At 60.8% G+C, this 25,527-nt stretch carries 18 protein-coding genes; 7 read left to right on the forward strand and 11 right to left on the reverse strand.

The features are described 5' to 3' along the window. Positions 1-72 precede the first annotated feature (72 nt). Positions 73-306: a helix-turn-helix domain-containing protein gene (locus KBY02_RS01435; RefSeq protein WP_003340758.1), complete on the reverse strand. Its 234-nt coding sequence runs from the start codon at positions 304-306 to the stop codon at positions 73-75. Between the two features lie 336 nt (positions 307-642). Between KBY02_RS01435 and KBY02_RS01440 the strand changes: the two genes are divergently transcribed. Then, a complete protein-coding gene (locus KBY02_RS01440; protein WP_024642068.1) occupies positions 643-1,419 on the forward strand; it encodes a ferredoxin--NADP reductase in 777 nt (258 codons plus the stop codon). A gap of 972 nt (positions 1,420-2,391) precedes the next feature. On the opposite strand, the gene mscL is transcribed toward KBY02_RS01440, so the two are convergent. After that, entirely contained in the window at positions 2,392-2,838 is a 447-nt protein-coding gene (mscL, locus tag KBY02_RS01445; RefSeq protein ID WP_003399960.1) for a large-conductance mechanosensitive channel protein MscL, read from the reverse strand. Positions 2,839-3,034: 196 nt separating this feature from the next. Here mscL and radA point away from each other — a divergent pair, with 196 nt between their 5' ends. Beyond that, positions 3,035-4,402 (forward strand): DNA repair protein RadA, encoded by a 1,368-nt coding sequence (gene radA, locus KBY02_RS01450; RefSeq protein WP_002555235.1) that lies wholly within the window; start codon positions 3,035-3,037, stop codon positions 4,400-4,402. Positions 4,403-4,407: 5 nt separating this feature from the next. On the opposite strand, the gene KBY02_RS01455 is transcribed toward radA, so the two are convergent. Next, the gene (locus KBY02_RS01455) at positions 4,408-4,776 is read right to left on the reverse strand and encodes a PilZ domain-containing protein (RefSeq protein ID WP_003399961.1); all 369 of its coding nucleotides are present in this window, start codon (positions 4,774-4,776) and stop codon (positions 4,408-4,410) included. Between the two features lie 285 nt (positions 4,777-5,061). Between KBY02_RS01455 and KBY02_RS01460 the strand changes: the two genes are divergently transcribed. The 3 genes from KBY02_RS01460 to yjiA all read left to right on the forward strand — a co-directional run bounded on the left by KBY02_RS01460 (position 5,062) and on the right by yjiA (position 8,435). Beyond that, complete coding sequence (locus KBY02_RS01460; RefSeq protein WP_011268932.1) at positions 5,062-7,137, forward strand: carbon starvation CstA family protein; 2,076 nt, start codon at positions 5,062-5,064, stop codon at positions 7,135-7,137. A gap of 27 nt (positions 7,138-7,164) precedes the next feature. Continuing rightward, positions 7,165-7,362, forward strand: a complete 198-nt coding sequence (locus KBY02_RS01465) for a YbdD/YjiX family protein (RefSeq protein ID WP_003399964.1) — start codon at positions 7,165-7,167, stop codon at positions 7,360-7,362. A gap of 95 nt (positions 7,363-7,457) precedes the next feature. Continuing rightward, entirely contained in the window at positions 7,458-8,435 is a 978-nt protein-coding gene (gene yjiA / locus KBY02_RS01470; protein ID WP_024641945.1) for a GTPase, read from the forward strand. A gap of 105 nt (positions 8,436-8,540) precedes the next feature. On the opposite strand, the gene glyA is transcribed toward yjiA, so the two are convergent. After that, the gene (gene glyA, locus KBY02_RS01475) at positions 8,541-9,794 is read right to left on the reverse strand and encodes a serine hydroxymethyltransferase (RefSeq protein WP_003419083.1); all 1,254 of its coding nucleotides are present in this window, start codon (positions 9,792-9,794) and stop codon (positions 8,541-8,543) included. A gap of 343 nt (positions 9,795-10,137) precedes the next feature. Here glyA and KBY02_RS01480 point away from each other — a divergent pair, with 343 nt between their 5' ends. Beyond that, positions 10,138-12,876: a HopW family type III effector protein gene (locus tag KBY02_RS01480; protein ID WP_103377876.1), complete on the forward strand. Its 2,739-nt coding sequence runs from the start codon at positions 10,138-10,140 to the stop codon at positions 12,874-12,876. Between the two features lie 69 nt (positions 12,877-12,945). Here KBY02_RS01480 and KBY02_RS01485 read toward each other — a convergent pair whose 3' ends face one another. The 4 genes from KBY02_RS01485 to KBY02_RS01500 all read right to left on the reverse strand — a co-directional run bounded on the left by KBY02_RS01485 (position 12,946) and on the right by KBY02_RS01500 (position 20,446). Continuing rightward, positions 12,946-14,397, reverse strand: a complete 1,452-nt coding sequence (locus KBY02_RS01485) for an amidase (RefSeq protein WP_104684556.1) — start codon at positions 14,395-14,397, stop codon at positions 12,946-12,948. A 47-nt stretch (positions 14,398-14,444) separates the two neighbouring features. Beyond that, positions 14,445-15,380: a transporter gene (locus KBY02_RS01490; protein ID WP_032653275.1), complete on the reverse strand. Its 936-nt coding sequence runs from the start codon at positions 15,378-15,380 to the stop codon at positions 14,445-14,447. Between the two features lie 97 nt (positions 15,381-15,477). Then, entirely contained in the window at positions 15,478-16,470 is a 993-nt protein-coding gene (locus KBY02_RS01495) for a helix-turn-helix transcriptional regulator (protein ID WP_024652394.1), read from the reverse strand. Positions 16,471-16,609: 139 nt separating this feature from the next. Beyond that, positions 16,610-20,446, reverse strand: coding sequence for an EAL domain-containing protein (locus KBY02_RS01500; RefSeq protein WP_060406340.1), 3,837 nt, complete (start codon positions 20,444-20,446; stop codon positions 16,610-16,612). Positions 20,447-20,828: 382 nt separating this feature from the next. On the opposite strand from KBY02_RS01500, the gene ettA reads away from it, so the two are divergent. Beyond that, on the forward strand, positions 20,829-22,493 hold the full coding sequence (ettA, locus tag KBY02_RS01505) for an energy-dependent translational throttle protein EttA (protein WP_003399986.1): 1,665 nt from the start codon (positions 20,829-20,831) through the stop codon (positions 22,491-22,493). Positions 22,494-22,553: 60 nt separating this feature from the next. Here ettA and KBY02_RS01510 read toward each other — a convergent pair whose 3' ends face one another. The 3 genes from KBY02_RS01510 to KBY02_RS01520 all read right to left on the reverse strand — a co-directional run bounded on the left by KBY02_RS01510 (position 22,554) and on the right by KBY02_RS01520 (position 25,466). Then, positions 22,554-23,051: a GreA/GreB family elongation factor gene (locus tag KBY02_RS01510; protein ID WP_024641823.1), complete on the reverse strand. Its 498-nt coding sequence runs from the start codon at positions 23,049-23,051 to the stop codon at positions 22,554-22,556. Positions 23,052-23,125: 74 nt separating this feature from the next. After that, positions 23,126-23,479: a lipoprotein gene (locus KBY02_RS01515; protein WP_024652392.1), complete on the reverse strand. Its 354-nt coding sequence runs from the start codon at positions 23,477-23,479 to the stop codon at positions 23,126-23,128. 133 nt (positions 23,480-23,612) lie between these two features. Continuing rightward, positions 23,613-25,466, reverse strand: a complete 1,854-nt coding sequence (locus KBY02_RS01520) for a DUF4105 domain-containing protein (protein ID WP_011268924.1) — start codon at positions 25,464-25,466, stop codon at positions 23,613-23,615. Between the last annotated feature and the right edge of the window lie 61 nt (positions 25,467-25,527).

Consider the following 25,527-nt stretch of genomic DNA (forward strand, 5'->3'; position numbering starts at 1 on the left):
TCGCTGAGACAGACGATTTTACGTATTTTTTCGTTTCGATACCTGTCTGATTACGCGGTGATTGCCCGTTTGTCAGAACATCCCGCTGAGCGCGGCTTGTACGGCGGCAGCCGTCTTGTTGCAAACGCCCATTTTTTGAATGGCACTGGCAATGTGGAAGTGAATGGTGCGTTCCTTCAGGCAGAGGATCATTGCGATGTCGCCAGCTGTTTTGCCTTCAGCGGACCACTTGAGGACTTCGATTTCTCTCTGAGTCAGGTTTTTTGCTGGCGAGGGCTGTGAGAAATTTATGTCCATTGTGTTCATGTAGCCTCCTTGCAGTACGTGTACAGACCTTGCTGGGTGTTTATCCAGTCTAGGAACAAATAGACCGCAATCCGTCGGGCTGCGGATCAGCCGGACGGATGGGCTGATGGCACATGCCAGCGTGTTCTGTGGCTGTTGGCTGAAAACCCCGCGCGAGAAGGGTCGGGGCAATTTGGCCTGTGGATGTTCTACCCGTCAGGAGCTGATCCAAGAACCAAATACTCTAAGCGGCAGAGCCCGTTGCCGGGTAATCCACCACAAACAGCCGGTGTTTATCGAGCCTGCTTTGCGGGACACTGGGCTCTGCTTCCCATATTCAGGAGTTCAAAGCGCACCATGACCGTCAGTGACGACAAATTCACCCGACAGACACTGCAGCGTGTCACGCCGCTGACCGCGAACCTGTTTACCCTGCGCATCACGCGTGATCCCGGTTTTCGCTTTCGTGCCGGACAGTTTGCGCGTCTCGGGGTGACCAAGGCCGACGGTTCAGTGGTATGGCGTGCCTATTCGATGGTTTCTTCACCGCACGACGAGTTTCTGGAGTTTTTTTCCATTGTGGTGCCGGATGGCGAATTCACCAGCGAGTTGAGCCGTTTGCGTGAGGGCGACAGTCTGTTGGTGGAAAAGCAGGCGTTTGGTTATCTGACCCTGGATCGCTTTGTCGATGGGCGCGATCTCTGGCTGTTATCCACAGGCACGGGTGTCGCGCCGTTTCTGTCGATCCTTCAGGATTTCGAGGTCTGGGAGAAGTTCGAGCGGGTGATTCTGGTGTACAGCGTTCGTGAGTCACGCGAGCTGGCCTATCAGCAATTGATTGCCGAACTGATGCAGCGTGAGTACCTGGCCGAATACGCGGACAAGTTTCTGTTTCTGCCTACGGTGACCCGTGAACAGCATCCGGGCGCATTGAATGGGCGTATCACGCAGTTGATCGAAAACGGGGAGCTTGAGCGCGCGGCCGGCATTGCTCTCACGCCGGAGCATTCGCGGGTGATGTTGTGCGGCAATCCGCAGATGATCGATGACACACGGGCGATTCTCAAGCAGCGCGAGATGCGCTTGAGCCTGTCACGCAAGCCGGGGCAGGTGGCGGTGGAGACGTATTGGTGAGGGTTGGCGGCTAACGATGGCTATCGTGTCGAACATTGGCACGATAGTCACATAACCATCGTTCCTCACGCTCCGCGTGGGAATGCAGTTCGTGACGCTCTGCGTCACACAGCGGCTTTTCTTTGTCAGTTTGATAGGGTTCGACTCAGGTCACCTTTTCACCCCTCGGCGACTTACTTTGATGGGGCCAAAGCAAGCAAAACCCGCAGCTCCGTTTCCGGCCCGACTTGGTCCTGTCACTTACGTCGCAATTTGCGTCGTCAGGCCATCGTGTCCGAAAAGCACTTTAGAGTAGTCGGGCTAGAGGCACGGCCCGGAACCTGATGACTATCGTTCCTCACGCTCCGCGTGGGAATGCAGTTCGTGACGCTCCGCGTCACACAACGGTTTTTCTTCGTCAGGTGGATTGGGGCTCGACTCAGGTCACCTTTTCGCCCCTCGGCGAGTTACTTTGATGAGGCCAAAGTAACCAAAGCCTTTCGCTCCGTTTCCGGCCCGACTTCGTCGGGTTCCTTCGCCCTGTCACTGATCCGGGGGGCGCCGCAACGCGCCATCCATGGCGCGGTGCGGCTAGCCTGGCGTCCTGCCAGGCTACCCCCTGATCAGCGCCAGGACTCAGCCGTCACTTACGTCGCACTCTGCGTCGTCTGTGCCATCGTGTCCGAAAAGCACTTTAGAGTAGTCGGGCTAGAGGCACGGCCCGGAACCTGATGACTATCGTTCCTCACGCTCCGCGTGGGAATGCAGTTCGTGACGCTCCGCGTCACACAACGGTTTTTCTTCGTCAGGTGGATTGGGGCTCGACTCAGGTCACCTTTTCGCCCCTCGGCGAGTCACTTTGATGGGGCCAAAGTGACCAAAGCCTTTCGCTCCGTTTCCGGCCCGACTTCGTCCTGTCACTTACGTCGCAATTTGCGTCGTCAGTGCCATCGTGGTTAGGGCCGATGGCCTGCAGGTGCAGGCCTTGCTCAATCAAAGCGTACGCGCAGGATCCACGGTAATGGGCGCTGCCGGTTTGCTCTGCTCTTTGAGCAGGTCGCGAATCTCGCCCAGCAGGATTTCCTGCTTGGAGGGCGTTGGCGGCAGGGTAGGGGCTTTGGCTTCTTCGCGTTTCAGGCGGTTGATGGCCTTGACGCCCATGAAGATCGCGAACGCGACGATGATGAAGTCGATGACGGTCTGGATGAACTTGCCGTACGCCAGCAGCACTGCCGGGGCAGTCCCTTGCGCGGGGCGCAGGGTGACGGCCAGGTCGCTGAAGTCGACACCGCCAATCAACAGGCCCAGCGGCGGCATGATGACATCGCCGACGAACGAAGAAACGATCTTGCCGAATGCCGCGCCGATGATAATACCGACAGCCATATCAACTACGTTGCCTTTGACCGCGAATGCCTTGAATTCCTTAAGCACGCTCATGGGGTAATTCCTTGTAGCAGATAAATTTGATCCGGATGAGTGTAGCCCAGACGTACTGCTGCCGCCCGTGCCACGTTCAATCGACCGAAGTCGTTCGCGTAAGTTTTATCCGGTTTTCAAAAGCAGTTGTCGCCGAGCGACTGGCAGGGGTTGCAACCTGCGTTATCATGGGCGTTTTTTAACGACTGGGGTTGTCATGGCCAAGGCCAAACGCTTGTACGGCTGCACCGAGTGCGGCGCGACATTTCCCAAGTGGGCGGGCCAGTGCAGCGAATGCGGTGCCTGGAACACACTGGTCGAGACCATGATTGAAAGCGGTGCCGCCGCGCCGCCTACCGGGCGTACCGGCTGGACCGGTTCCCAAGCGCAGATCAGGACCCTGGCGGAAGTCAGCGTCGAAGAAATCCCGCGCTTCTCGACCAACTCCACCGAACTGGACAGGGTGCTCGGCGGCGGTCTGGTTGACGGTTCGGTGGTGCTGATTGGCGGCGACCCCGGCATCGGCAAGTCCACGATCCTCTTGCAGACGCTGTGCAACATCGCCCAGCGCATGCCCGCGCTGTATGTCACCGGTGAGGAATCCCAGCAGCAGGTCGCCATGCGTGCCCGGCGCCTGGGGCTGCCGCAGGACAAGCTGCGGGTAATGACCGAAACCTGCATCGAGACCATCATTGCCACCGCCAAGGTCGAGAAGCCCAAGGTGATGGTGATCGATTCGATCCAGACGATTTTCACCGAACAGCTGCAGTCGGCCCCTGGCGGCGTGTCGCAGGTTCGCGAAAGCGCCGCCTTGCTGGTGCGCTACGCCAAGCAGAGCGGTACGGCGATCTTCCTGGTCGGCCACGTCACCAAGGAAGGTGCACTGGCCGGCCCGCGTGTGCTTGAGCACATGGTCGACACCGTGTTGTATTTCGAGGGCGAATCGGACGGCCGCCTGCGTTTGCTGCGCGCGGTGAAGAACCGCTTTGGCGCGGTCAACGAGCTGGGCGTGTTCGGCATGACCGACAAGGGCCTGAAAGAAGTCTCCAACCCGTCGGCGATCTTTCTCACCCGTGCGCAGGAAGAAGTACCGGGCAGTGTGGTCATGGCCACCTGGGAGGGCACGCGGCCGATGCTGGTCGAGGTGCAGGCGCTGGTGGACGACAGTCACATGTCCAATCCGCGCCGCGTAACGCTGGGTCTGGATCAGAATCGTCTGGCCATGTTGCTGGCGGTCCTGCACCGACATGGCGGCATTCCCACTCACGATCAGGACGTGTTTCTCAACGTGGTGGGTGGTGTGAAGGTGCTGGAAACCGCCTCCGACCTGGCCTTGATGGCAGCGGTGATGTCCAGCCTGCGCAATCGTCCGTTGCCGCATGACTTGCTGGTGTTCGGTGAGGTGGGGCTGTCGGGCGAAGTCAGGCCGGTGCCCAGCGGCCAGGAGCGCCTCAAGGAGGCCGCCAAGCACGGCTTCAAGCGCGCCATCGTGCCCAAGGGCAATGCGCCGAAGGAAGCGCCGCCCGGCTTGCAGATCATTGCCGTTACGCGCCTGGAGCAGGCCCTGGATGCGCTGTTCGAGTAAGCGGTCTAGAGTTCGATCAGTGCTGCCAGCTCGCGGTCCAGTTCGTCCTGATCGGCAAGGTTCAGCTCGATCAGGCGCCGCAGATGGCTGATCGACTCCAGCCCGATGTGCCGGCAGACGAAACCGAGTTGCCGGTTATGGTCGTGGGTGATTTGGACATCCATGTGCACGTACACGTCATTGCTCAGGCGAATATCGACTTCAAAGGGCTGCGCCGTATGGGCGGTCCATGACTCGGGTCGCTCGATCAGCAGGCCTTTCAGGGACAGGTCGAGCAGTTGAACCTTCCAGGTCTGATCGCCCTGTTTCAATTCGGTTTTGGCGTCGAAGGCAATGCGCTTGAAACGACGGCGATCTGCAGGTGAGTCGGTCATCGAATGAACTCTCTTGTTACCCGCCACGAGAGGTCAGCGGCAGGTCGTTATCTAATCGATTCTGTTGTCCATGCACGATAGACCGGAAAGCAATTACAGAACAGTTCTGTATCACGGTTTTGTGATCGGACCGCCATCTGTCGCGGCCATTCCAGCCCTCTATGCCGGGTATCTGCCGCAATTGATCAAAATTCGACCTAGACCTTGGTTGGGGGTGGTCTTTCGCTGATCCGGCGCTAAACTCGCATGGCTTGCCTTCTAGTCAACTCTGCTGGAATAAAAAAAATGAAAAATAATAATAGTCTGATGCGCCATGTTCCCTGGCTCATCGTTGCAATTGTCGGGGCATGTGCCCTTGGGGTCGTGGCCTTGCGCCGCGGAGAGGCGATAAACGCCTTGTGGATAGTGGTCGCTGCGGTAGCTATCTACCTGGTTGCCTATCGTTACTACAGTCTTTTCATCGCCACTCACGTCATGCAGCTCGATCCGCTGCGCGCGACACCGGCGGTGGTCAACAACGACGGTCTGGACTATGTGCCGACCAACAAACACATTCTCTTCGGACACCACTTTGCCGCCATCGCTGGCGCAGGCCCGCTGGTCGGCCCGGTACTGGCAGCGCAAATGGGCTATCTGCCCGGTACGCTCTGGCTGATCGCCGGCGTGGTGCTGGCCGGTGCGGTGCAGGACTTCATGATCCTGTTCCTCTCCACGCGCCGTGACGGACGCTCGCTGGGTGACATGGTTCGCGAGGAAATGGGCCGTATTCCCGGCACCATCGCGCTGTTCGGCTGCTTCCTGATCATGATCATCATCCTGGCGGTGCTGGCGCTGATCGTGGTCAAGGCCCTGGCCGAGAGCCCGTGGGGCATGTTCACGGTCATGGCGACGATCCCGATCGCGATGTTCATGGGCATTTATATGCGCTACATCCGTCCGGGGCGCATTGGTGAAATCTCCATCGTCGGTGTCATTCTGTTGCTCGGTTCGATCTGGGTCGGCGGGATGGTAGCGGCGGATCCGACCTGGGGGCCGATGTTCACGTTCACCGGTGTGCAGATCACCTGGATGCTGGTCGGTTACGGCTTTGTAGCGGCCATGCTGCCGGTCTGGCTGCTGCTTGCGCCCCGTGACTACCTGTCGACCTTCCTGAAAATCGGCACCATTCTGGCACTCGCGATCGGCATCCTGATCCTGGCGCCCGAGCTGAAAATGCCGGCCCTGACCCAGTTCACCAACGGCACAGGCCCGGTCTGGAAGGGCGCATTGTTCCCGTTCCTGTTCATCACCATTGCCTGCGGTGCAGTGTCGGGTTTCCACGCACTGATCTCCTCGGGCACCACGCCCAAGCTGCTGGATAACGAGAAGAACGCCCGTTACATCGGTTACGGCGGCATGTTGATGGAGTCCTTCGTGGCCATCATGGCGATGGTTGCCGCTTCGGTGATCGAGCCGGGCGTGTACTTCGCCATGAACAGCCCGGCTGCCGTGGTCGGCAGTGACGTGGTGACCGTCGCGCAGACGGTGTCCAGCTGGGGCTTTGCCATCACGCCGGAGCAACTGACGGCTGTGGCGAAAGACATTGGTGAAAACACCGTGCTGGCGCGGGCTGGTGGTGCTCCGACGCTGGCCGTCGGTATCGCACAGATCCTCCATCAGGTGCTGCCGGGTGAAAACACCATGGCGTTCTGGTACCACTTTGCGATTCTGTTCGAGGCGCTGTTCATCCTGACCGCCGTCGACGCCGGGACACGTGCCGGACGCTTCATGCTGCAGGACCTGCTGGGCAGCTTCGTTCCGGCCTTGAAACGCACCGAGTCGTGGACGGCCAACGCCATCGGCACCGGCGGTTGCGTGGCGCTGTGGGGCTATCTGCTCTATCAGGGCGTCATCGACCCGCTGGGCGGCATCAATACCTTGTGGCCGCTGTTCGGTATCTCCAACCAGATGCTCGCCGGTATCGCCCTGATGCTGGCCAGCGTGGTGCTGATCAAGATGAAGCGTCAGCGCTACGTCTGGGTGACCATGCTGCCTGCCGTCTGGCTGCTGATCTGCACCGTGACCGCTGGCTTGATCAAACTGTTCGACGCCAACCCTGCGGTAGGTTTCCTGGCCCTGGCCAAGAAATACAGCGCTGCGGCCGATGCCGGTCAGATTCTGGCCCCGGCCAAGACCATGGACCAGATGCAGCACGTGATCTTCAACGCTTACACCAACGCCGGGCTGACCGTGCTGTTCCTGTTCGTGGTGTTCAGCATCCTGTTCTACGCCATTAAAGTCGGCCGTGCGGCCTGGAGCACCAAGGAGCGCACCGACAAGGAAGCGCCGTTCCAGGCCATGCCGCCAGCGTCGCAGGTGTGACGATGGTTACCCACAGAGGAATTGCCCATGTTCAATGACCTGAGTCGCCTCGGCAAATACCTCGGTCAGGCCGCGCGCCTGATGGTGGGCATGCCGGACTACGACACCTACGTCGAACACATGCAGAACACTCATCCGGACAAGCCGATGATGACCTACGAGCAGTTCTTCCGGGAACGGCAAGAGGCACGGTACGGCGGCAAGGCCGGTCCGAAGTGCTGTTGATCCGCTGATCTGCGTTATGGTTTGATCCGACGCGCCGCAGGCCATCACCTGTGGCGCGTTTTCATTTCAGCTGAATGCCTCACGCCAGGAGCCTTATGACTGAGTTGCAACCCATCCCCGTGACCGTGCTGACCGGTTTTCTGGGCGCCGGCAAGACCACCTTGCTGCGCCACCTGCTCAAGGCCGAACACGGCCTGAAAATCGCCGTGATCGAAAACGAATTCAGCGATGCTGGCATCGACAGCCAGTTGCTCGGCACCGACCCTGTACAGATCATGACCCTGTCCAACGGTTGCGTGTGCTGCACCATTCACACCGACCTGACCAAGGCGCTCTACCTGTTGCTGGAGCGTCTGGACAGCGGCGAAATCGCGTTCGACCGACTGGTGATCGAATGCACCGGCCTGGCTGACCCGGCGCCGGTCGCGCAGACCTTCTTCATTGATGAAGAATTGCGCGAGCGTTACATCCTCGACGGCATCATCACCCTGGTCGACGCCGCGCACGCCGATACCCACCTGGCGCAAACCATCGCCCAGGCGCAGATCGGCTTTGCCGACCGGTTGCTGGTCAGCAAGCGTGATCTGGTCGACGACGCAGCCTTCGAAGCCCTGAGTGCGCGCCTGACCCGCATCAACCGCCGCGCGCCGATCCGTATCGTCGAGCACGGCAAAATCGACCTCGCCGAACTGCTCGACGTACGCGGCTTCAACCTCAACGCTGACCTGGGCGGCGGTATGACCCTGCGCCCGCTGGCCCCGGCTGGCAATTCCGCTGACCGCATCAGCAGCCTGGTCCTGCGCAGCGACAAACCACTGAATCTGGACCGCCTCAGCGAGTTCATGAATGAACTGCTCGAAGACCACGGCAAACAACTGCTGCGCTACAAGGGCGTGCTCAACATCGAAGACGAACCACGCAAGATGGTGTTTCAGGGCGTGCTCAAACTGTATGGCTTCGACTGGGACACCGAGTGGGCCGAAGGCGAAAAGCGCGAGAGCGTGATTGTGTTCATTGCCGATGAGTTGCCGGAGGAGAAGATACGGGCGGGGTTCGAGAAGGTATGCGGTTGAGAGGTCGTTCAGCGGCCAGGCTTCTGCCCACACAATGAGTTGCCCAACAAAAAGCCCCGGCTCTCACAAGTCGGGGCTTTTGGTACTGCGTTTAAACCAGGCTTATCAAGCGCCGTAAACCGGCAGCTTGGCGCAGATGGCCTTGACCTTCTCGCGAACCGCGTCGATCACGGCTTCGTTGTTCAGATCAGCCAGGATGTCGCAGATCCAGCCGGCCAGTTCCTTGCACTCAGCTTCCTTGAAGCCGCGAGTGGTCACTGCCGGGGTGCCGAAGCGCAGGCCGGAGGTGACGAACGGGGAGCGTGGGTCGTTCGGTACGGAGTTCTTGTTGACGGTGATGAAGGCGCGACCCAGAGCGGCGTCAGCGTCTTTACCGGAGATGTCCTGTTTGATCAGCGACAGCAGGAACAGGTGGTTCTCGGTACCGCCGGAAACGACGTCGAAGCCACGCTCGATGAACACGCCGGCCATGGCCTTGGCGTTCTTCACCACTTGCTGCTGGTAGGTCTTGAACTCAGGCTGCAGCGCTTCCTTGAAGCACACGGCCTTGGCCGCGATGACGTGCTCCAGCGGGCCGCCCTGGGAGCCAGGGAACACCGCCGAGTTCAGCTTCTTCTCGATCTCGGCGTTGGCGCGCGCCAGGATCAGGCCGCCACGCGGACCGCGCAGGGTCTTGTGCGTGGTGGTGGTCACGACGTCGGCGAATGGCACCGGGTTCGGGTAGACGCCTGCGGCGACCAGACCGGCGACGTGCGCCATGTCGACGAACAGGTAGGCACCGACCTTGTCAGCGATGGCGCGGAAGCGCGGGAAGTCGAGGATCTGCGAGTAGGCAGAGAAACCGGCGACGATCATTTTTGGCTTGTGCTCGACGGCCAGGCGCTCGACTTCGTCGTAGTCGATCATGCCGTTGGCATCGATGCCGTACTGAACGGCGTTGTACAGCTTGCCCGAGGACGAAACGCTGGCGCCGTGGGTCAGGTGACCACCGTGAGCCAGGCTCATGCCCAGAATGGTGTCGCCGCCTTGCAGCAGGGCCAGGTAGACCGCCGAGTTGGCTTGCGAACCGGCGTGTGGCTGGACGTTGGCGTAATCAGCGCCGAACAGTTCCTTGGCGCGGTCGATGGCCAGTTGCTCGATAATGTCGACGTACTCGCAACCACCGTAGTAGCGCTTGCCTGGATAGCCTTCGGCGTACTTGTTGGTCAGGGCCGAGCCCTGAGCTTCCATGACGGCCGGACTGGTGTAGTTTTCCGAGGCAATCAGCTCGATGTGTTCTTCCTGACGCAGAGCTTCTTGCTCCATGGCGGCAAACAGATCGGCGTCGTACTTGGCGATAGTCAAATCACGGCTGAACATGGCAGTCCTCAAGGGGGCATGGCGGAAAAGGCAACTATTCTACCCCATCGGGTTTTATCTGGCATATGAAAGGCAGTCATCTTGACCAGTGACCGCGTTCACGCGGGTTTCGACCAGGCCTGAAAATCATGGTCGTGCTGCAGGCGCAAGGCTTGTTCTGTGTGGTGCCCGGCCGCATGAGATGGTCAAGATCAATTTAGTCATCGGCGGCGTGAACCGGGCACATCCACTCGCAATTTCAGCGATCACGCACCGACTTCCCCTTAATTACCGGAACCGTTCCGGGCCGGACGACACTCAGTCGGTCTGTTGCCCGTACCCACCGACAATAGGGAAAACGCCCATGATGCCCTCCCAGATAACGCGCTCCTCTCATTCCTCATTGCCGGACGTTGCTCCTGCGTCCTCCGATGCCACCGGCGTTTGTGAGCGAACCCCGCAGCAGGCTCGTACCGTGGCGTTTTTTGCCTCCGGCGAGCTGGCTGTGGCATTTGGTCGCACCTCGACCGCGCCAGCGCAGGACTCTGTACGTCTGTTGTCTGCTCTTCAGCGTGAGCTGGACAAACAGCAGCCGTCCTGGCCCACAGTTGCCCAGCTCTGCCAAAGCCTGGCCGAGGTCGCCACGACCGAGCAGGGTTGGCACCAACTTGCCGACGAGGATCAGGCGCCGGCGCTGAAAGACCTGCTTGACCGCTGTATTGGCCGGCTGGCCGATATGCCTGCTTCTCATGCATCTCACGACTCACTGTCGCTGGCCTGCGAGGGGCTCAGGACGGCGCGGCTGCACCAATCCGTCGCTCGTTTGACTGCCCGCCCGCCCGCTCTGGCCCGGGCGATTCCGGATCTGCTGGCGTTGACTCATCTGGATCCCGAGACGCTGGGCGCAGAGCCCCCCGTTGTTTCGTCTTACACGCTCTTCAGCCATTTCGTTCACACGGCCAAGCAGCGTACTGCGGAGTTGAATGACAGCCTCCAGCGTCACCCCGAAGCGGTCGTCAGTCTGCTGCGCTCACATGCCGACACGCTCAATGACCTGGAGACGTTGCCCGGCGCATTGCAGGCATTGACCGAAAATTGCCAGGACGCGCCTGCCTGCAATGAATTGCGCGAGCTGGCGGAAGTGGTGGAGGCGCTGCTGCAGCTATTGCGCGAACACGGCATTTTGCCGAGGCTGGAAGCAATCTCCATCGAGCCAGGCGAAGCACCTGCACCTGGCCATGAGGCTGCCGAGCCCCGGCTGACGAGAAGCCAGGCATTGCTCAAGGCCGGCGGCAATCTGGTGCGCAAGTTTGATGCCTATGGGGCGCTCGCGCCAATGGACGACAAGGGGTTGCTGGCCTTGATGCGCACCCCGGCGCCACACCTGTCGCCCGATCAGATGCATGCCTTCCTGAACAAGCATGTGCTGCATCTCACGCAGGAACAACGCGATATCGTCAGCAATACCCCGTTGCCCTTCGCCCCTGAAGGAGACATCGAGGCCCGGTGCGGCATGGGGTTCGATGAAAAACTGCGGTTGGCGCTGGCCAACGGTTCGCTGGTATTGAGCGAGGAGCAACTGGCCCGTCTTGGTCATTTGCCCAGTGCTGCTACCACGACGTCCGACGTTGTGAAGACGCTGCTGGAAAAACCATCGTCGGCGCTGAGCGAAGCCGAGCGTGACATGTTGGGCGCAATCGTTCAGGCCAACGGCCAGGGTCAACTCGACGCCTGGCGCGCTCACAACGAACAGTTGCCTGCAGTGTTGAGCCGCTCGGGGCTACCCTCTGATGTGAAAGATGAGTTGCTCAGCCTTAACCAAAGCATGAATGCCGAACTGGGCACGCTCAAGAACGGTGCCTCGTTCAAGAGTCGCATCCTTGCAAGTCCGGCGATGCTGCTCGCGCTGGCACCCTTGCCACTGGCCGTGGCGTTCGTCAGCAAGGACAACTCCTACAGCTCATCGCTGGTTGCCCACTTCACCAAGAACGCAGTGTTCATGGCTGGCCTGATGATGAACGAGCTGACCAACGCGCGGACCAATGTCGATCACGGCCTGAACCGCTACTTCGTCACCGTGCTGGCCAACGCCATCGTGGCGCAGCCCACCTTTGCCAGGAACGAACACCTGCTGGAGCAGGTCGGCTTCGGTATCGCAACGGCCGTGGCATCGGGCGCAGCCACGCTGGGCGTATTCAACCGCGAATCGATCGTCGCCGCCTTCAAGCTCGCCAAGAGCAAGCTTTCCAGGCAAGACACCGGGAACGCCAGCATCCCGGAGGAAGACCATCTTGCCGTGGTCAGGCATTTCGACGTCAGCGAGCATTTTGCCCAGCAGATGAAAGTGGCGACCGAATTGTACAAGCAAGACAAAAGCATCACCGACATCATGAACTCGAGCCTGACGTACCTGGGCACCAAGAGCAGTGAGTTCCAGGCCAGGTTCGAAAGCGCCGATGCCCTGCGCGCAGGTCTGCCACTGGCCGAGGGGGAGCGCAAGGCGGACCCTGACTTCTACACCAAACTGGGCCTGGTGGCCCTGACGGCGAGTATCGGTGCGGCGCTGGTGATGTTGATGAAAAGCATGGTCGGCAAAGCCGATTACGCGGCGGACGGCGTCTGGTGCGTATCGGAGATGCTCAAGCTGGCCATGAACCCTGAAGTCGACATGCAAAAGGCGGTTCAGGTCTTCAAGGAAATCGTCGGCCTGAATCTGGTGATGACAGGGTTTCTGGGCGTCAACAAAGTCTGGAATTTTCTCGACAAGGGGATCAAAGGCTATGCCTCCGGTGCTGCGGTCCTGACCGCAGCCAACCTCACGCTTCCCGGTATGGTTGGAGAAGTGGCTGGCGCAGCAGCCGGCAAAGGCTTGAGCTACCTGACTGACAAAGGCAAGGCGGCGCATCAGGCTGGCAGGGCGGCTGCGTCCTGGGCCGGGAATTACGTCGGCACCTCGCGTCTGGGGAGCGCGGTCGGCACCCTGCAAACGGCAATTCCGGGCAGGATCGCAGGCGGGCAGGTAGTGGCGGGTCTCTACGACCGCTTCCGGTACCTGACCGGGTCGCACCCGACGCCGGCACAGCAAGCGGCTGGCGAGCCATAAGCCTGTAGCCGGCAGACCGCCGCCTGCAACGCAGGCGGTGGTCTCGCCACCGCCAATAATCCCGTCGCATCAACCCGCACAAGCGTTTAACGGCGGCCTGCGTGCGGCCCACGGCTGGGCGCGTTCCAGTTGCCCGGCGAGGCTCAGCAAGGTCAGTTCGTCGCCAAACCGCGCGGCGAAGTGAGAGCCCAGCGGCAGCGAATCGGCTGTCCAGTAGAGGGGCACGGACATGGCCGGCTGGCCTGTCGCGTTGAAGATCGCCGTGTAGGGCGAGTAGCTGTGCGAAAGCGCGATGAAGTCCTGCAGAGAACGGCTGTCGTCGTCGAAGGCCAGCTCCCCCAGGCGGGGCGGCGCGCGGTTGAGCGTCGGGGTGAGAACAATGTCGTACTCTTCGAAGAAACCGGCCATCGCCCGGCCCAGTGCATGCATCGATTCGACCGCGGAAATGTAGCGTGTTGCAGGCAGTTGCCCGCGTTCGCGCAGAATCACACGGGTGCGCGGCTCCAGTTCATCCATGGCCACCGGGAAACCGCGCATTTTGCCCAGTAGATCGAGGTAGCCCTGGGTGTGTGAGCCGATGATGTCGAACGTCGCATCGAGGAATTCAGGTAACTGAACCGGCAACGTCGTCGGGACCACGTAATGCCCGAGCGCCTCCAGCAAGGCCGCAGTGTGTTGCAGTGCGGCCAGGGCTTCCGGCTCGGCCGGCCAGGGTGATATTGCCGAGATCAGGGCGATTTTCAGGCGCCTGGGATCGCGTCCTGCGGCGTGTGCAAAGGGCGTCGCTGGCATGGGCGCCGCATAGGGAGCACCCAGGTCACTCCCGGCAGTGGCATCAAGCAGGGCGGCGCTGTCGCCTACCGACAGGGTAATCGCATGAGCGGTGCTCAGGCCTGCCCAGCCCTCGCCGACCATCGGGCCGGACGGCAGCAGGCCGCGCGAGGGCTTGAAGCCGAATACGCCGCAGCAGGAAGCCGGCACGCGAAGCGAGCCGCCGCCGTCGTTGCCATGAGCGAAGGGGATGGCGCGCGCCGCAACCAGAGCGGCGGCACCCCCGCTGGAACCACCCGCGCTGTGCTGCAGATTCCACGGATTGCAGGTCGCGCCGAAGCGTTGCGATTCGGTGCTGTAGGACACGCCGAATTCAGGGGCGGTGGTCGTTCCGATCAGTTGGCAGCCGGCCTGGCGCAGCCGGCTGACGATTTCGCAGTCGATGTCTGAGCGAAACTCGCCCAGCGCATGCGAGCCACTGGTCATCCGTGCTCCGGTCATCGGGGTGAACATGTCTTTCACCAGGGTCGGTACGCCTGCCATGACGCCCTGTCTGACGCTGCTTCCGCTCGCCTGGCTGCGCGCCTGCTCGTAAAGCCTTTCGCTGACGGCGTTCAGGCCGGGCTCGACCTGCTCGACCCGCGTGATAGCGGTTTCCAGCAGCTCGCCGGGGCTCACCTCGCCATTGCGTACCAGTGTTGCCAGGCCACGGCCGTCCAGCGTATTGAATAATTCGTGCAGGTCGTTCATCGATCGTCTCCAGGATTGAAAGCGTGTCGTCGCGGTGCGCACGCCACTTAAAAGCTGATGCCGGTACGCAGCGCCACGGTGTAGCCCTCGGCACGGTTGCGGGCGTCGAACTCCTTGTAGGCGTGCAACCAGATGGGGGGCAGACCTGAGCCGGGTTTGAAGTAACTCACTGCAGGGCCTGCGGCGAGTACCCGCGTGCGATTGCCGCGGGTCAGCCCCGGCGCGTCGTCGTCCGACAGCTGCCGGTAGTAGTAGCCGCCGATGCCGACGGTCCAGTCGCCGACATGCTGGCCCACTGCAAACTCATGCCGGTACTCAACGCCACTGCGGTAATCGGTGTCGGGGTTACGCGCGTTTATATCGATCTGGAAACTCGAGGAAACCTCGAAGCCTCCGGGTGAAATGTAGGTCGCATTCAGCAGCGGAGAAACCGTCCAGTGATGGGTGCCAGGGCTGACCAGACGGTTTTTGTCATAGTCCCCGGTGGGCGCCTGAATCATCAGCTGGGTATTGATGCCCAGCCCCGGCCCGAGCTTCCAGTCCAGGATGATCGGCACCACTTGCAGGTCCGCCTGGCGAAACAGCGCTGCGCTGTCGCTGGCTACCCGTTGCCCCCCGACGTTCACACCCAGGTCTGCATCCATCTTGAAAAAGATCGGCACCACCGCGAAACCATAGCGGGCCCCCAAAAACGCCTGATCGGTCATTCGCAAGTAGGCAAGGCCGATCGCCAGGACGTTGATCTGGAAGTCGTTGGGGCTGTCATTGCCGTGGCTGTCCTTGATGACATCCGCGCGGTAGTTGCTGATGCGCATGCCGACGGTGCCATTGGGGGTGGTGGGCGGCATGAAACCTGCGCCAAAGTCAAAAACGCCAGCGGCTGTCGTGGGCGCCGCATTCTCGGTGGCGCACGCTGTGGACGATAACCACAGGATCGCCATGGCGAGCCCTGAAGCGCTGAGAAAGTGGTTTTTTAATGACATCGGTAAGTGCCTTGTTATTTTTATGGGCGAGCACAGCCCTCCCTTGCGGGGTGGCAGTTATTGGAAAAACCGGAAATGGGGATAGAGCGCGTTGGCGTCAGCCGTCAGTCAAATGCAGTAACTGGGCGATCTGCGCTTTACGGGTGACACCGAGCTTGTTGTAGATCTTTCTCAAGTGGTGCCGGACGGTGCAGGGCGACATACCGATATTGCGCGCGACTTCCTTGTATGTCTGTCCGACCGCAAAGCCTCGGGCGACCTGAAGTTCGCGCGAGCTCAACAGTTCCAGGCTGCTGCGTCGGCGCGCCGTCAATAGAACGAGGTCGCCCACTGGCTGCGACGTGATGTGCAGGTTATGGCTCGAATAGCCCGCTTGAGGGTTGCACTGTCGGGGCAGACGATTGGACGGCCTGTCGGGCCATTCCGAGGCCAGCATCGACGCGAACGCAGGCTCCATGGAAAGCAGCACGCCGTAACGATCACTCACCGCCATGGCGGTCTCATCGTAGGCCCCCTGCGTTTCCCGCAGGGTCGTGAGCGTGCGCAGATAACTGGCCTGTTCAGCGGCGATCAGATGCGGCATCAGCCACTCGATCAGGCGTTTGTCCAAGGGCGAAAAGGGCGTGTGGTCGGCCGAGCGAAACAGCGTCAAATGCACGCCCTGCTGGGTGTGCGGGTCGGTCAGGACTATGCCCAGCGCGAAGCAAAGGTCGTACTGGCGTCCGAGGTCGGCAAGCGCGGGAGGGGCATCCGCTGCCGTGCAGTGAATGACCTGACAGACGCCCTGGGTCTGATGCATTCTGCCGACGCTGGCATCCGAGGTCTTGAGTTGCTCCCACTCGGCGGCGTAACCGGAGGGCAGGCCGAGCAAAAAGGAACTGTGCTCGACGGGCCAGTTGTCACGCCAGGTGGATCTTCCCCACCAAGCCTTGTCGAACTGCACCAGCGCGCGCACCCGCTCAAGTGCCTGTTGATGAAACGTAGAGATAGACGCACTGCTGACCTCGGTCTGAAGCGCGAGAATCACCTTGTTCAAGGCTTCCACGACCTGCCAGGAAACACTGTCCAGGGACGTTGTATCGCTGATCATGCTACCCCCTTGTGTTCTTTGTTATGGGTAGAGCGCTCGCTGTCGTCGACGCTGTGCGAGGCAGTGGCTCAAGTCTACTCATATTCAAGGGTTCGGCTATCGTTCAAATGGACGATGGCGACGTTGCGAGAACTGGCCCTCAATCCAGCATGAACAACGCGTCGTTGCTGAATTGCGCTTCGAACTGGGCAGGTGGCATCGGGCGGCCGAACAGGTAGCCCTGGACTTCGTCGCAGTCGTGTTCGCGGAGAAACTCAAGTTGCTCGTGGGTCTCTACGCCTTCGGCGATCACCGAGAGGTTCAGGCTGTGGGCCATGGCGATGATGGCGCGGGCGATCTGGGCGTCCTGCTCGCCGGACGGCAGGCCATCGACGAAGGTGCGGTCGATCTTCAGCACGTCGATCGGGAACTGTTTGAGGTAGTTCAGCGACGAGTAGCCGGTGCCGAAGTCATCGACGGCGATACTCAGGCCGAGGTTCTTGAGGCCATCGAGTATCTGCATGGCCTCGTTGACTTCGCGCATCAGGATGCTTTCGGTCAGCTCCAGTTCCAGACAGGCGGGTGACAGGCCGGCCTGTTCGAGTATGTGGGCGATGCGTTTACCGAGCTGACCGTCCGAGAACTGCCGTGCCGAGATGTTGACCGACACCTTGGGCACGCGAACCCTGGCCTGATGCCAGTGCTTGAGTTGACGGCAGGCTTCGGCCAGGACCCAGTCGCCGACTTCCACGACCAGCCCGAGCTCTTCGAGCACCGGGATGAAGTCGTTGGGCGGCACCAGCCCGCGGCGCGGATGGCGCCAGCGCAACAGGGCTTCCGCGCCCGTCAGGCGTTTGCCGTCGCCGCTGAACTGCGGTTGGTAGAAGAGGGTGAACTCCTTCTGCTCCAGGGCGTGGCGCAAGTCGCTTTCCAGCTCCAGACGCTCCAGCGCGGTCGCGTTCATGTCGGCCTGATAGAACTGGAAGTTGTTCTTGCCGCGCTCTTTGGCGTGATACATCGCCGTGTCGGCGTTCTTCATCAACTGACTCAGTTCCTTGCCGTCCTGCGGGCTGAGTGCGATGCCGATACTGGCGGTCACAAAGAACTCGCGGCCTTCCAGCACGAACGGCGTGATCAGGCTGGTCAGAATGCGTTCGGCGACATGAATGGCGCGATTCAGCGCCGCTTCACGGCTTTCATCCGGTTCCAGCAGCAGGGTGAACTCATCACCGCCCATGCGGGCCACGGTGTCATCCACCGACACACAGGCGAGCAGCCGCGTGGCCATTTCCTGCAGCATCCGGTCGCCCGCGGCATGCCCCAGGGAGTCGTTGATCGGTTTGAAGCGGTCGAGGTCGAGGAACATCAGCACGACCCAGGCCTGTTGGCGCTCGGCGTGCTGCAGCGCCGAATGCAGGCGATCCTGGAACAGGGTGCGGTTGGGCAGGTGAGTCAGCGCGTCGTAGTAGGCCAGACGGTGGATACGGTCCTCGCTGGCCTTGCGTTCGCTGATATCGCTGAAGAAGCACACGTAGCTGGCCAGATCGCCTTCGTCGTCGAGGACTGCGGTAATGCCGACCCAGGCCGGGTAGTGTTCGCCGTTACGGCGCTTGAGCCGGATTTCACCTTCCCACGTGCCTTGTCCGTTCAACTGCCTGAGAATGTGGCGCAGGCGGGTTTCCTGTTCTGATTCCACGGTGAGCATGCCCGGCAACTGATCGAGCACCTGAGCCACTTCATAGCCACTGACACGGGTAAAGGCCTCGTTGGCCTGCACGATATAGCCGGCGGGGTCGGTAATCAGGATGGCGGATGTCGAATGCTCGAATACAGTGGCAGCCATGCGCAGGTCTTTCTCGGCCCGACGCTGCTGACTGATGTCCCGGCCCACGCCGAAGATGCCCTCGAAATTGCCGTGTTCGCCCCACACCAGCACCACGCGCAGTTCCACCGGGATCTTGCGACCGTCGGCACGCAGGCAGTCGAACAGGAACATTCGGGTGGTGACTTCTTCGCGCAGCCTGGCGAGTTCCTGAGGTTTGTCGAGGACCTTGTCGATGCGGCTCATGAGCGCATCAAAACCGACTATTTGCTGGGGGTTGGCAATCGCGGCGGACCAGCCGTTCTGTATGATCCACTCGGCGCTGTAGCCCAGCGCACGTTCTACCGAAGGGCTGACGTAGTTGACTGCCAGCCGGCCGTCGGTGGAGAAAATCACGTCACTGATGCTTTCGGCGAGCATGCGGTAACGCTGTTCGCTGTCACGCAGCGACTGGCTGGACGCGACCTGCTCGGTAATGTCCTTGGCAATGCCGATGATGCGGGTGACCCGGTCTTCTGCGTCCCAGGCCAGTGCCTGTTCGCGAATGTCGAAGCTCCGCCAGTTGCTCTCGCGGTCCCGAAAGCGCAACACGCTTTGCAGTAATTCATTGTGCCCATGGTGACGCTGGCGCAGGCGCATGTCCTGATAGTGTCGGGCGTCGTCGGGGTGCAGCAGGACTTCCCAGAAGAACTCGCCCATGGCGTGCAGTTCTGACTTGCTGTAACCCAGCGTGTAGCCGAAGTGGTGGTTGCTGTAGATCACCCGCTGGCTGAGCACGTCCTGAACGTACAGATGGTCGGGAACGGTCTGGACCACGTCGGACCAGAAGCTCTCGCGGTCCAGCAACGACAGCTCGACCTGTTTACGGCTGGTGATATCACCAATGCTGAGAATGACGGCATCGAAGTCGCCGCGTGTCTCGGGCAGGCGCATGACCAGCCACAGGTGCTGATCCTGACCGCCTGCACGGGTCAGGCAGATTTCCAGTTCCAGTCGCGGCTGTCCGGCGAGAACCGCCTGAATGATCGGAATGCCGACCCCCGGACGCGAGCGCGATTCACCCTCGATCAACGGTTGCCATGCCTGTTCGCGGTGCTCGATGTCCAGCAGGCTCAGAGCGACTTCGTTGAGTTCGCTGATGCGCAATTGCTGCAACAGGCGTTTCAGGGAGGCGGGCTGGCTTTTGAGCAGACGCTCGAAGTCCTCGCCGTTCCTGACCTCGAGTGCTTCCAGTTGTTCCTGCAGGCCGGACATGTCCATGACACAGATTGCGACGCCCGCGCCCTCGAAGATATCCCGGTAGCGGCGTCGGCTTTGCAGCATCTGGCGCTGGCGTCTGCGCAGGCTCATCAGCGCGATCAACGGCAGGATCGACAGCAGCACGCCGATCAGGCACTTGCCGATCAGCGGCGCAAGCAGTTCGCTGCGGGCCTTGTAGGTGTCGAACAGCCCCCGCAGTTGCCAGTCACTGTTGCTCAGCGGCTGAAGCAGAATGGTGTCGGACAGGCCACTGTCCGCGTCGTTGGCGGCCACCGGTTCATGGAGAATGACCCGCTGCGTCTTGCGCTGTTCGAGACGCCACAGGTACTGAAAGTCCTGAGCCGGCTGGCTGGCAAGTTCCTTCAAAGCGTCGGGCGCCACGCGCAATGCCCAGTAATCGCCGCTCACGCCGTTGCCCAGGCGAATCAGTATATAAATCTGGTTGCCGTCTTCGGAGTTGGTATAGAAGTAGGGGCGACCTCGCGCCTGTTTCATGGCCCGTCCGAGAAACTCAGCGTCGCGCGAGGCCTCGGCGCTGTCACTGACAATCTCACCCGCCGGGTTCAGGCGGGCGACGCTGCGCAGCGCGGGCAGGGCAGTGCGCAGGTTCACCAGCGTCGTCGGCTGCTCCAGCTGCTCCCCGGAGGAGAGCGCCTCGTCCAGCAGGTTCATGGCGATCTGCGCCTTGAGCGCCATGTTCAGACTCATCCGGTCGGACAGCTGCACGCTGTACTCCAGACTGCGCTGACGCTGACGCTCCTGAGTCTGGTGAAACTGCTCGATCAGTTGCCAGAGCAACAGGGCAAGCACCACCAGAACCAGGCCCGCCAGCATGCCTTTCACTGACCCACGCAGAGGCCTGGTCGCACTGTCTGTAGCGACACTGGATGACGACAGAGGCGTTGAAGTGGGCAAATCGCTGTTCCTGACTGCTGGACTGAAGCAGTGATGCTTTATGTAAAATAGGCGGGTCGCCCAAAGAGGGCGGCTAGCATGCCTTTAGTTGTGGCAAAGTGCCAGTCCCGTTGCGCCGTATCGTTTGCCCTGCACGCAGCATTCGGGTAGCTTTGCGCAACGCGTGGTCTCCACCGACTCCTGCATGAGTGACTCCACTTTTTGCAATATCGATCAGGCTTTATATTTGCCAGCACTGCCCGACAGGTTTCCAACTGAGTTTATTCAAGGCTCGGAACGGTCCCGCGGCAAGTCTCAAGGACAAATAAAAGCTTTTTTCCGGCCGGAGCTTTAAGCTCGTTACCCAAATCGGTCCTCATTACAGACGCTAGGTTTTCATTTCATGGCTCAATACGTCTACACCATGCATCGGCTGAGCAAAGTTGTGCCGCCGAAGCGTGAAATCCTGAAAAACATCTCTCTGTCTTTCTTCCCCGGTGCCAAGATCGGTGTGCTGGGCCTCAACGGTTCGGGTAAATCCACGCTGTTGAAAATTATGGCGGGTGTCGACACCGAGTTCGATGGCGAAGCACGTCCGATGCCGGAGCTCAATGTGGGTTATCTGCCGCAGGAGCCACAACTTGATCCGAACAAGACGGTCCGTGAGGTCGTGGAAGAGGCGGTCAGCGTGATCAAGGACGCCCAGGCGCGTCTCGATCAGGTCTACGCCGAATACGCCGAGCCGGACGCTGATTTCGACAAGCTGGCCGCCGAGCAGGCCAAGCTCGAATCCATCCTGCAGGCCAGCGATGGCCATAACCTGGAGCGTCAGCTGGAAGTCGCCGCCGACGCGCTGCGCCTGCCGGCCTGGGATGCGAAGGTTTCGGTCCTGTCCGGTGGTGAGAAGCGCCGTGTCGCGCTGTGCCGCCTGCTGCTCTCCGCACCGGACATGCTGCTCCTCGACGAACCGACCAACCACCTGGATGCCGACTCGGTCGCCTGGCTGGAGCATTTCCTCCACGACTTCCCGGGTACTGTGGTTGCGATCACGCACGACCGTTACTTCCTGGACAACGTGGCTGGCTGGATTCTGGAACTCGACCGCGGCGCCGGTATTCCTTACGAGGGCAACTATTCCGGCTGGCTTGAAGCCAAGTCCGACCGTCTGGCGCAGGAATCCAAGCAGCAGACCGCGCACGAAAAAGCCATGAAAGACGAGCTGGAATGGGTCCGCAAGGGTGCCAAGGCGCGTCAGTCCAAATCCAAGGCGCGTCTGCAACGCTTCGAAGAAATGCAGTCGCAGGAATTCCAGAAGCGCAGCGAGACCAACGAGATCTACATCCCGGCCGGTCCGCGTCTGGGCGACAAGGTTATCGAGTTCAAGAACGTCACCAAGGGTTATGGCGACCGCGTGCTGATCGACAACCTGTCGTTCTCCATGCCCAAAGGCGCCATCGTTGGCGTGATCGGCGGTAACGGTGCCGGCAAGTCGACATTGTTCCGCATGCTGATGGGCAAGGAACAGCCGGATTCGGGCAGCATCGAAGTCGGTGAAACCGTGCAGCTGGCCTGCGTGGACCAGAGCCGTGATGACCTGGACGGCAGCAAGTCGGTGTTCCAGGCCGTGTCCGATGGCTCTGATGTGATCCGTATCGGTAACTATGAGATTCCGTCGCGTACCTACGTCGGTCGCTTCAACTTCAAGGGCGGCGATCAGCAGAAGTTCGTCAAGGACCTGTCCGGTGGTGAGCGGGGTCGTCTGCACCTGGCGCTGACCCTGAAAGAGGGCGGCAACGTGCTGCTGCTCGACGAACCGTCCAACGACCTCGACGTGGAAACCCTGCGTTCACTGGAGGAAGCGCTGCTGGACTTCCCGGGCGCTGCCATTGTGATCTCTCACGATCGTTGGTTCCTTGACCGTGTAGCCACGCACATCCTGGCGTACGAAGACGATTCGCAAGCCATCTTCTTCGAAGGCAACTACACCGAGTATGAAGCCGATCGCAAGAAGCGTCTGGGCGAAGCGGCTGCCCAGCCGCATCGTGTGCGTCACAAAAAGCTGGCCTGATCAGCGTTCAGGCACGCGCCGCTCCTTGCAAGGAGCGGCGCTGCCGTTGGCTGGCCTGGCTCACGCGTCAGGTTCGATCAGCAGCACTTCAATCGACTGATCGCCCGCCGGGCGCTGCCACAACACTTCATCGCCTTTCTGCGCGCCGATCAGGGCGCGGCCCAGTGGCGACCCCCAATTGATCAGCCCGTTGGCTGCATCGGCCTGATCCTCTCCGACCAGATGCACGCGCTGGCGGTTGTCCTGTTCATCCGCGAACGTCACCCAACTGCCGATCTGCACTTTTTCGGTCGACACAGCCGGGGCGACGACCTGCGCGCTTTGCAGGCGCTGGTTGAAGTAACGCAGGTCGCGTTCCAGGTCGGCCAGTCGTTGCTTGTCCGCCGCTTCGCCCAACGCATTTTGCGTACTGTGCTGAGCCTGCAGGCTGCCGACGTGTTTCTTCAACAGGGTCAGGCCTTCGGCAGTGACGTAGTTGATCTGTGTGCTGACCAGCCGCTCTACCGGTTGTTCGGCCTCGGCGGCAGCGTTGTCTTCGTTTACGAATGCGCGGCTCATGAAAAGTCCTCCCTAATAGGCTTTGGGCCACAGCAGGACATCATTGGTTTCGTCGATTTTCCACGCTTTGCGGGTCAGTTCGGACGATAGGCCTTGGCGGCACTGCGGGTCTTTTCCTGCTCCCAGGCGCGATCACGTTCATTGAAGACCTGGCCAGGATCAAGCCGGTCGCGATTGTCCTGCGAGGTCTCGCACTGACGAAAGCCATCGGTCCAGCCCTGGGCGTAGAGCTTGTCTTTCAAGTAACGGGGTACGTTTTTGCGGAATTGGCCGGTCGTGGCGCCTGCTGCTTCCCTGCCGCTGCTGCAACCATCCTGATAGCCGTCTGCAAAGCCCGGCGGATAACCCTCGGCCAGCATCTGGTCACGGGTGGACTGACAACCCGCCAGCACGATGGCCAGCGACAACAACAGCCAATACCGCTTCATGGTGATTCCCTCTGCTTATGAGAGGAGTCTAGAAGGTAATTTGTGAGTTATTCGTAAAAGCGATGTAGGGAACGTGTAGTGGCAGTGTGCTTTTATTTGCGCGACACACTGCCGGCCGTTTCCACCGAGCCGGTCAGTAGTGATACCACTTCACCTCAAGCATCACTTCATTCTGCGGCGAGCTCATCTGGCTGAATTCGCGCTGGGCGCTCAGGCGCAGGCCGAGGTTGCGGGACAGCTCCCATTGCTGGTTGAGGCTGACGCTGCGGCGCACTTCGCCATTGGTGAAATAGTCGCCCTTGGCTTCCAGGCTCAGGTTGCCCAGCGGGTTGCGCCACAGCAGGCCAGTGTTAAAGCCCGCAGCGGGGGAGATGAATTCGGCGAAATCGTTGTTGTGCTCGACCCGCACCGTGCCCAGTGCAAAGCCGAGCATGTCGTCGGTCAGTTTCCAGGTGCCGCCGCCACCACCGTTGACATGGCTGACGAGGTTCTCGTCGCCATGCCTGCCGAGAACCCGCTCCAGGCCGCCGGTAACTTGCCATGACCAGGGTTTCAGCAGCTCGGTACGCGGAGTCAGCGAGCGAATGGTCGCCAGGTCCAGTTGCTGCACCTGCCAGTCGTTGCCTTCATATTGGCGCACCTTGAGCTGAAGAATCTCGATCTGCGCACCCAGCGGGAAGCCATAGGCGTTGTCGTTCAGGTCGTGGTAGGCCATGCGCAGGCCATATTCGGCAAACGCCTTGTCACCGCGGGTGCCCGCTCCCAGCTGCCAGGTACGTGATTCATGGCCTTCTTCCGGCAGGCCGGGGCGCGGGATGTCCAGTTGTGGCGGCGGGTTCTGATTGATCGCCTGCAACAGCTCGAAGCTGCGTTGCGAGCGCTGCGTGTCGCGCTCAAGACCGTTGGCGCGGTAGCGTTCCAGACGGTAGGCGGCGTCCTGAATCAACGCGCGGCGTTCTTTGGGCTGCGCGAGGTACTCGCTGTTGTGCAGCTGTTTCTGATCGGCGCTGACCTTCAATACCCACTGTTGCTCGTCTGCATCGAGCGGTTCGGCGCGGCTCAGCAACTCGCGTTCGCGTGACGGGCGATAATCTATCTTCTCCACCAGCCCGGCGGCCTTGATCGCCTTGACCGTATCGGTCGGGATCGCGGTCAGGCCGAACTGATCGGTAAGCTTCAGGCCCGGGCGGGCGACCTGCAGCAATTCCAGCAGCCGGTAGGAGCAGTTTTCGTCGAAGAAGAAATAACTGAAGCGGATCTGTTTCAGCTCCCAGACGTGCTCGACCATGCGCCCGGTTTCTTCCGCAGTCAGGTTCAGCCGGTATTCCCACAGGTCGCGGTTTTCCAGGCTGCGGTATTCCGACAGTTTTTCCTGATACGGCACCAGCGCAAACAACCCCGGGTAGCCGCCTGCCAGACCTTTCCACGCGTACAGAATGCTGTTGTCCATGCCTTCGATGTAGGCACCGAAGTTGATCGCATAGCTCAAGAGTGTGGTGTTGTTGGTTTTCGCGCTGGCCGGATCGATGCGCAGCAGCGTGTGGCCAAACATCGACGAGGGACTGTTGAGGTACGCGGCCGGGAAAATCAGCACCGTGCTGTCCGGCGCCACATCCTTGTACCAGGCTTTGAATTCCTTGCAGTCCGGGGTTGGCAGGTCAGTCAGGTGCAACTGGTCGCGCAGCCAGCGGGTACGTGCCGGGTATACGCACTGGGCGTGGGTCTGCTCATTGGTCACGGGGGCGTAAATCGCCTCCAGCGTGGCGCTGAGCTCTGCCTTAGGGTCATGCGCACCGTCGGCGGCGAGAAAGAATTTCGGGTCTGTGACGTAGCTGCGCCAGCCACCGAGCTTGCCGGCCTCGTAGTGACCCAGGGAAATCCAGAACGGCTCATTGGCCAGTTGCTGCAAACGGTCAGCGCTGGCATGAGGTGCCGCAGATAAAGGGGCACAGACGAACAGCGCCAGCGATACAAGACGTTTGAGCATAGAGGGCAACTAATCAGAAAAGGGGATCCCGCCCTTTGCGAAGAAAGGGCGGGCGAGCGAC

Source organism: Pseudomonas sp. P129 (assembly GCF_020312195.1).
GTDB classification, from domain to species: Bacteria; Pseudomonadota; Gammaproteobacteria; order Pseudomonadales; family Pseudomonadaceae; genus Aquipseudomonas; species Aquipseudomonas fragariae.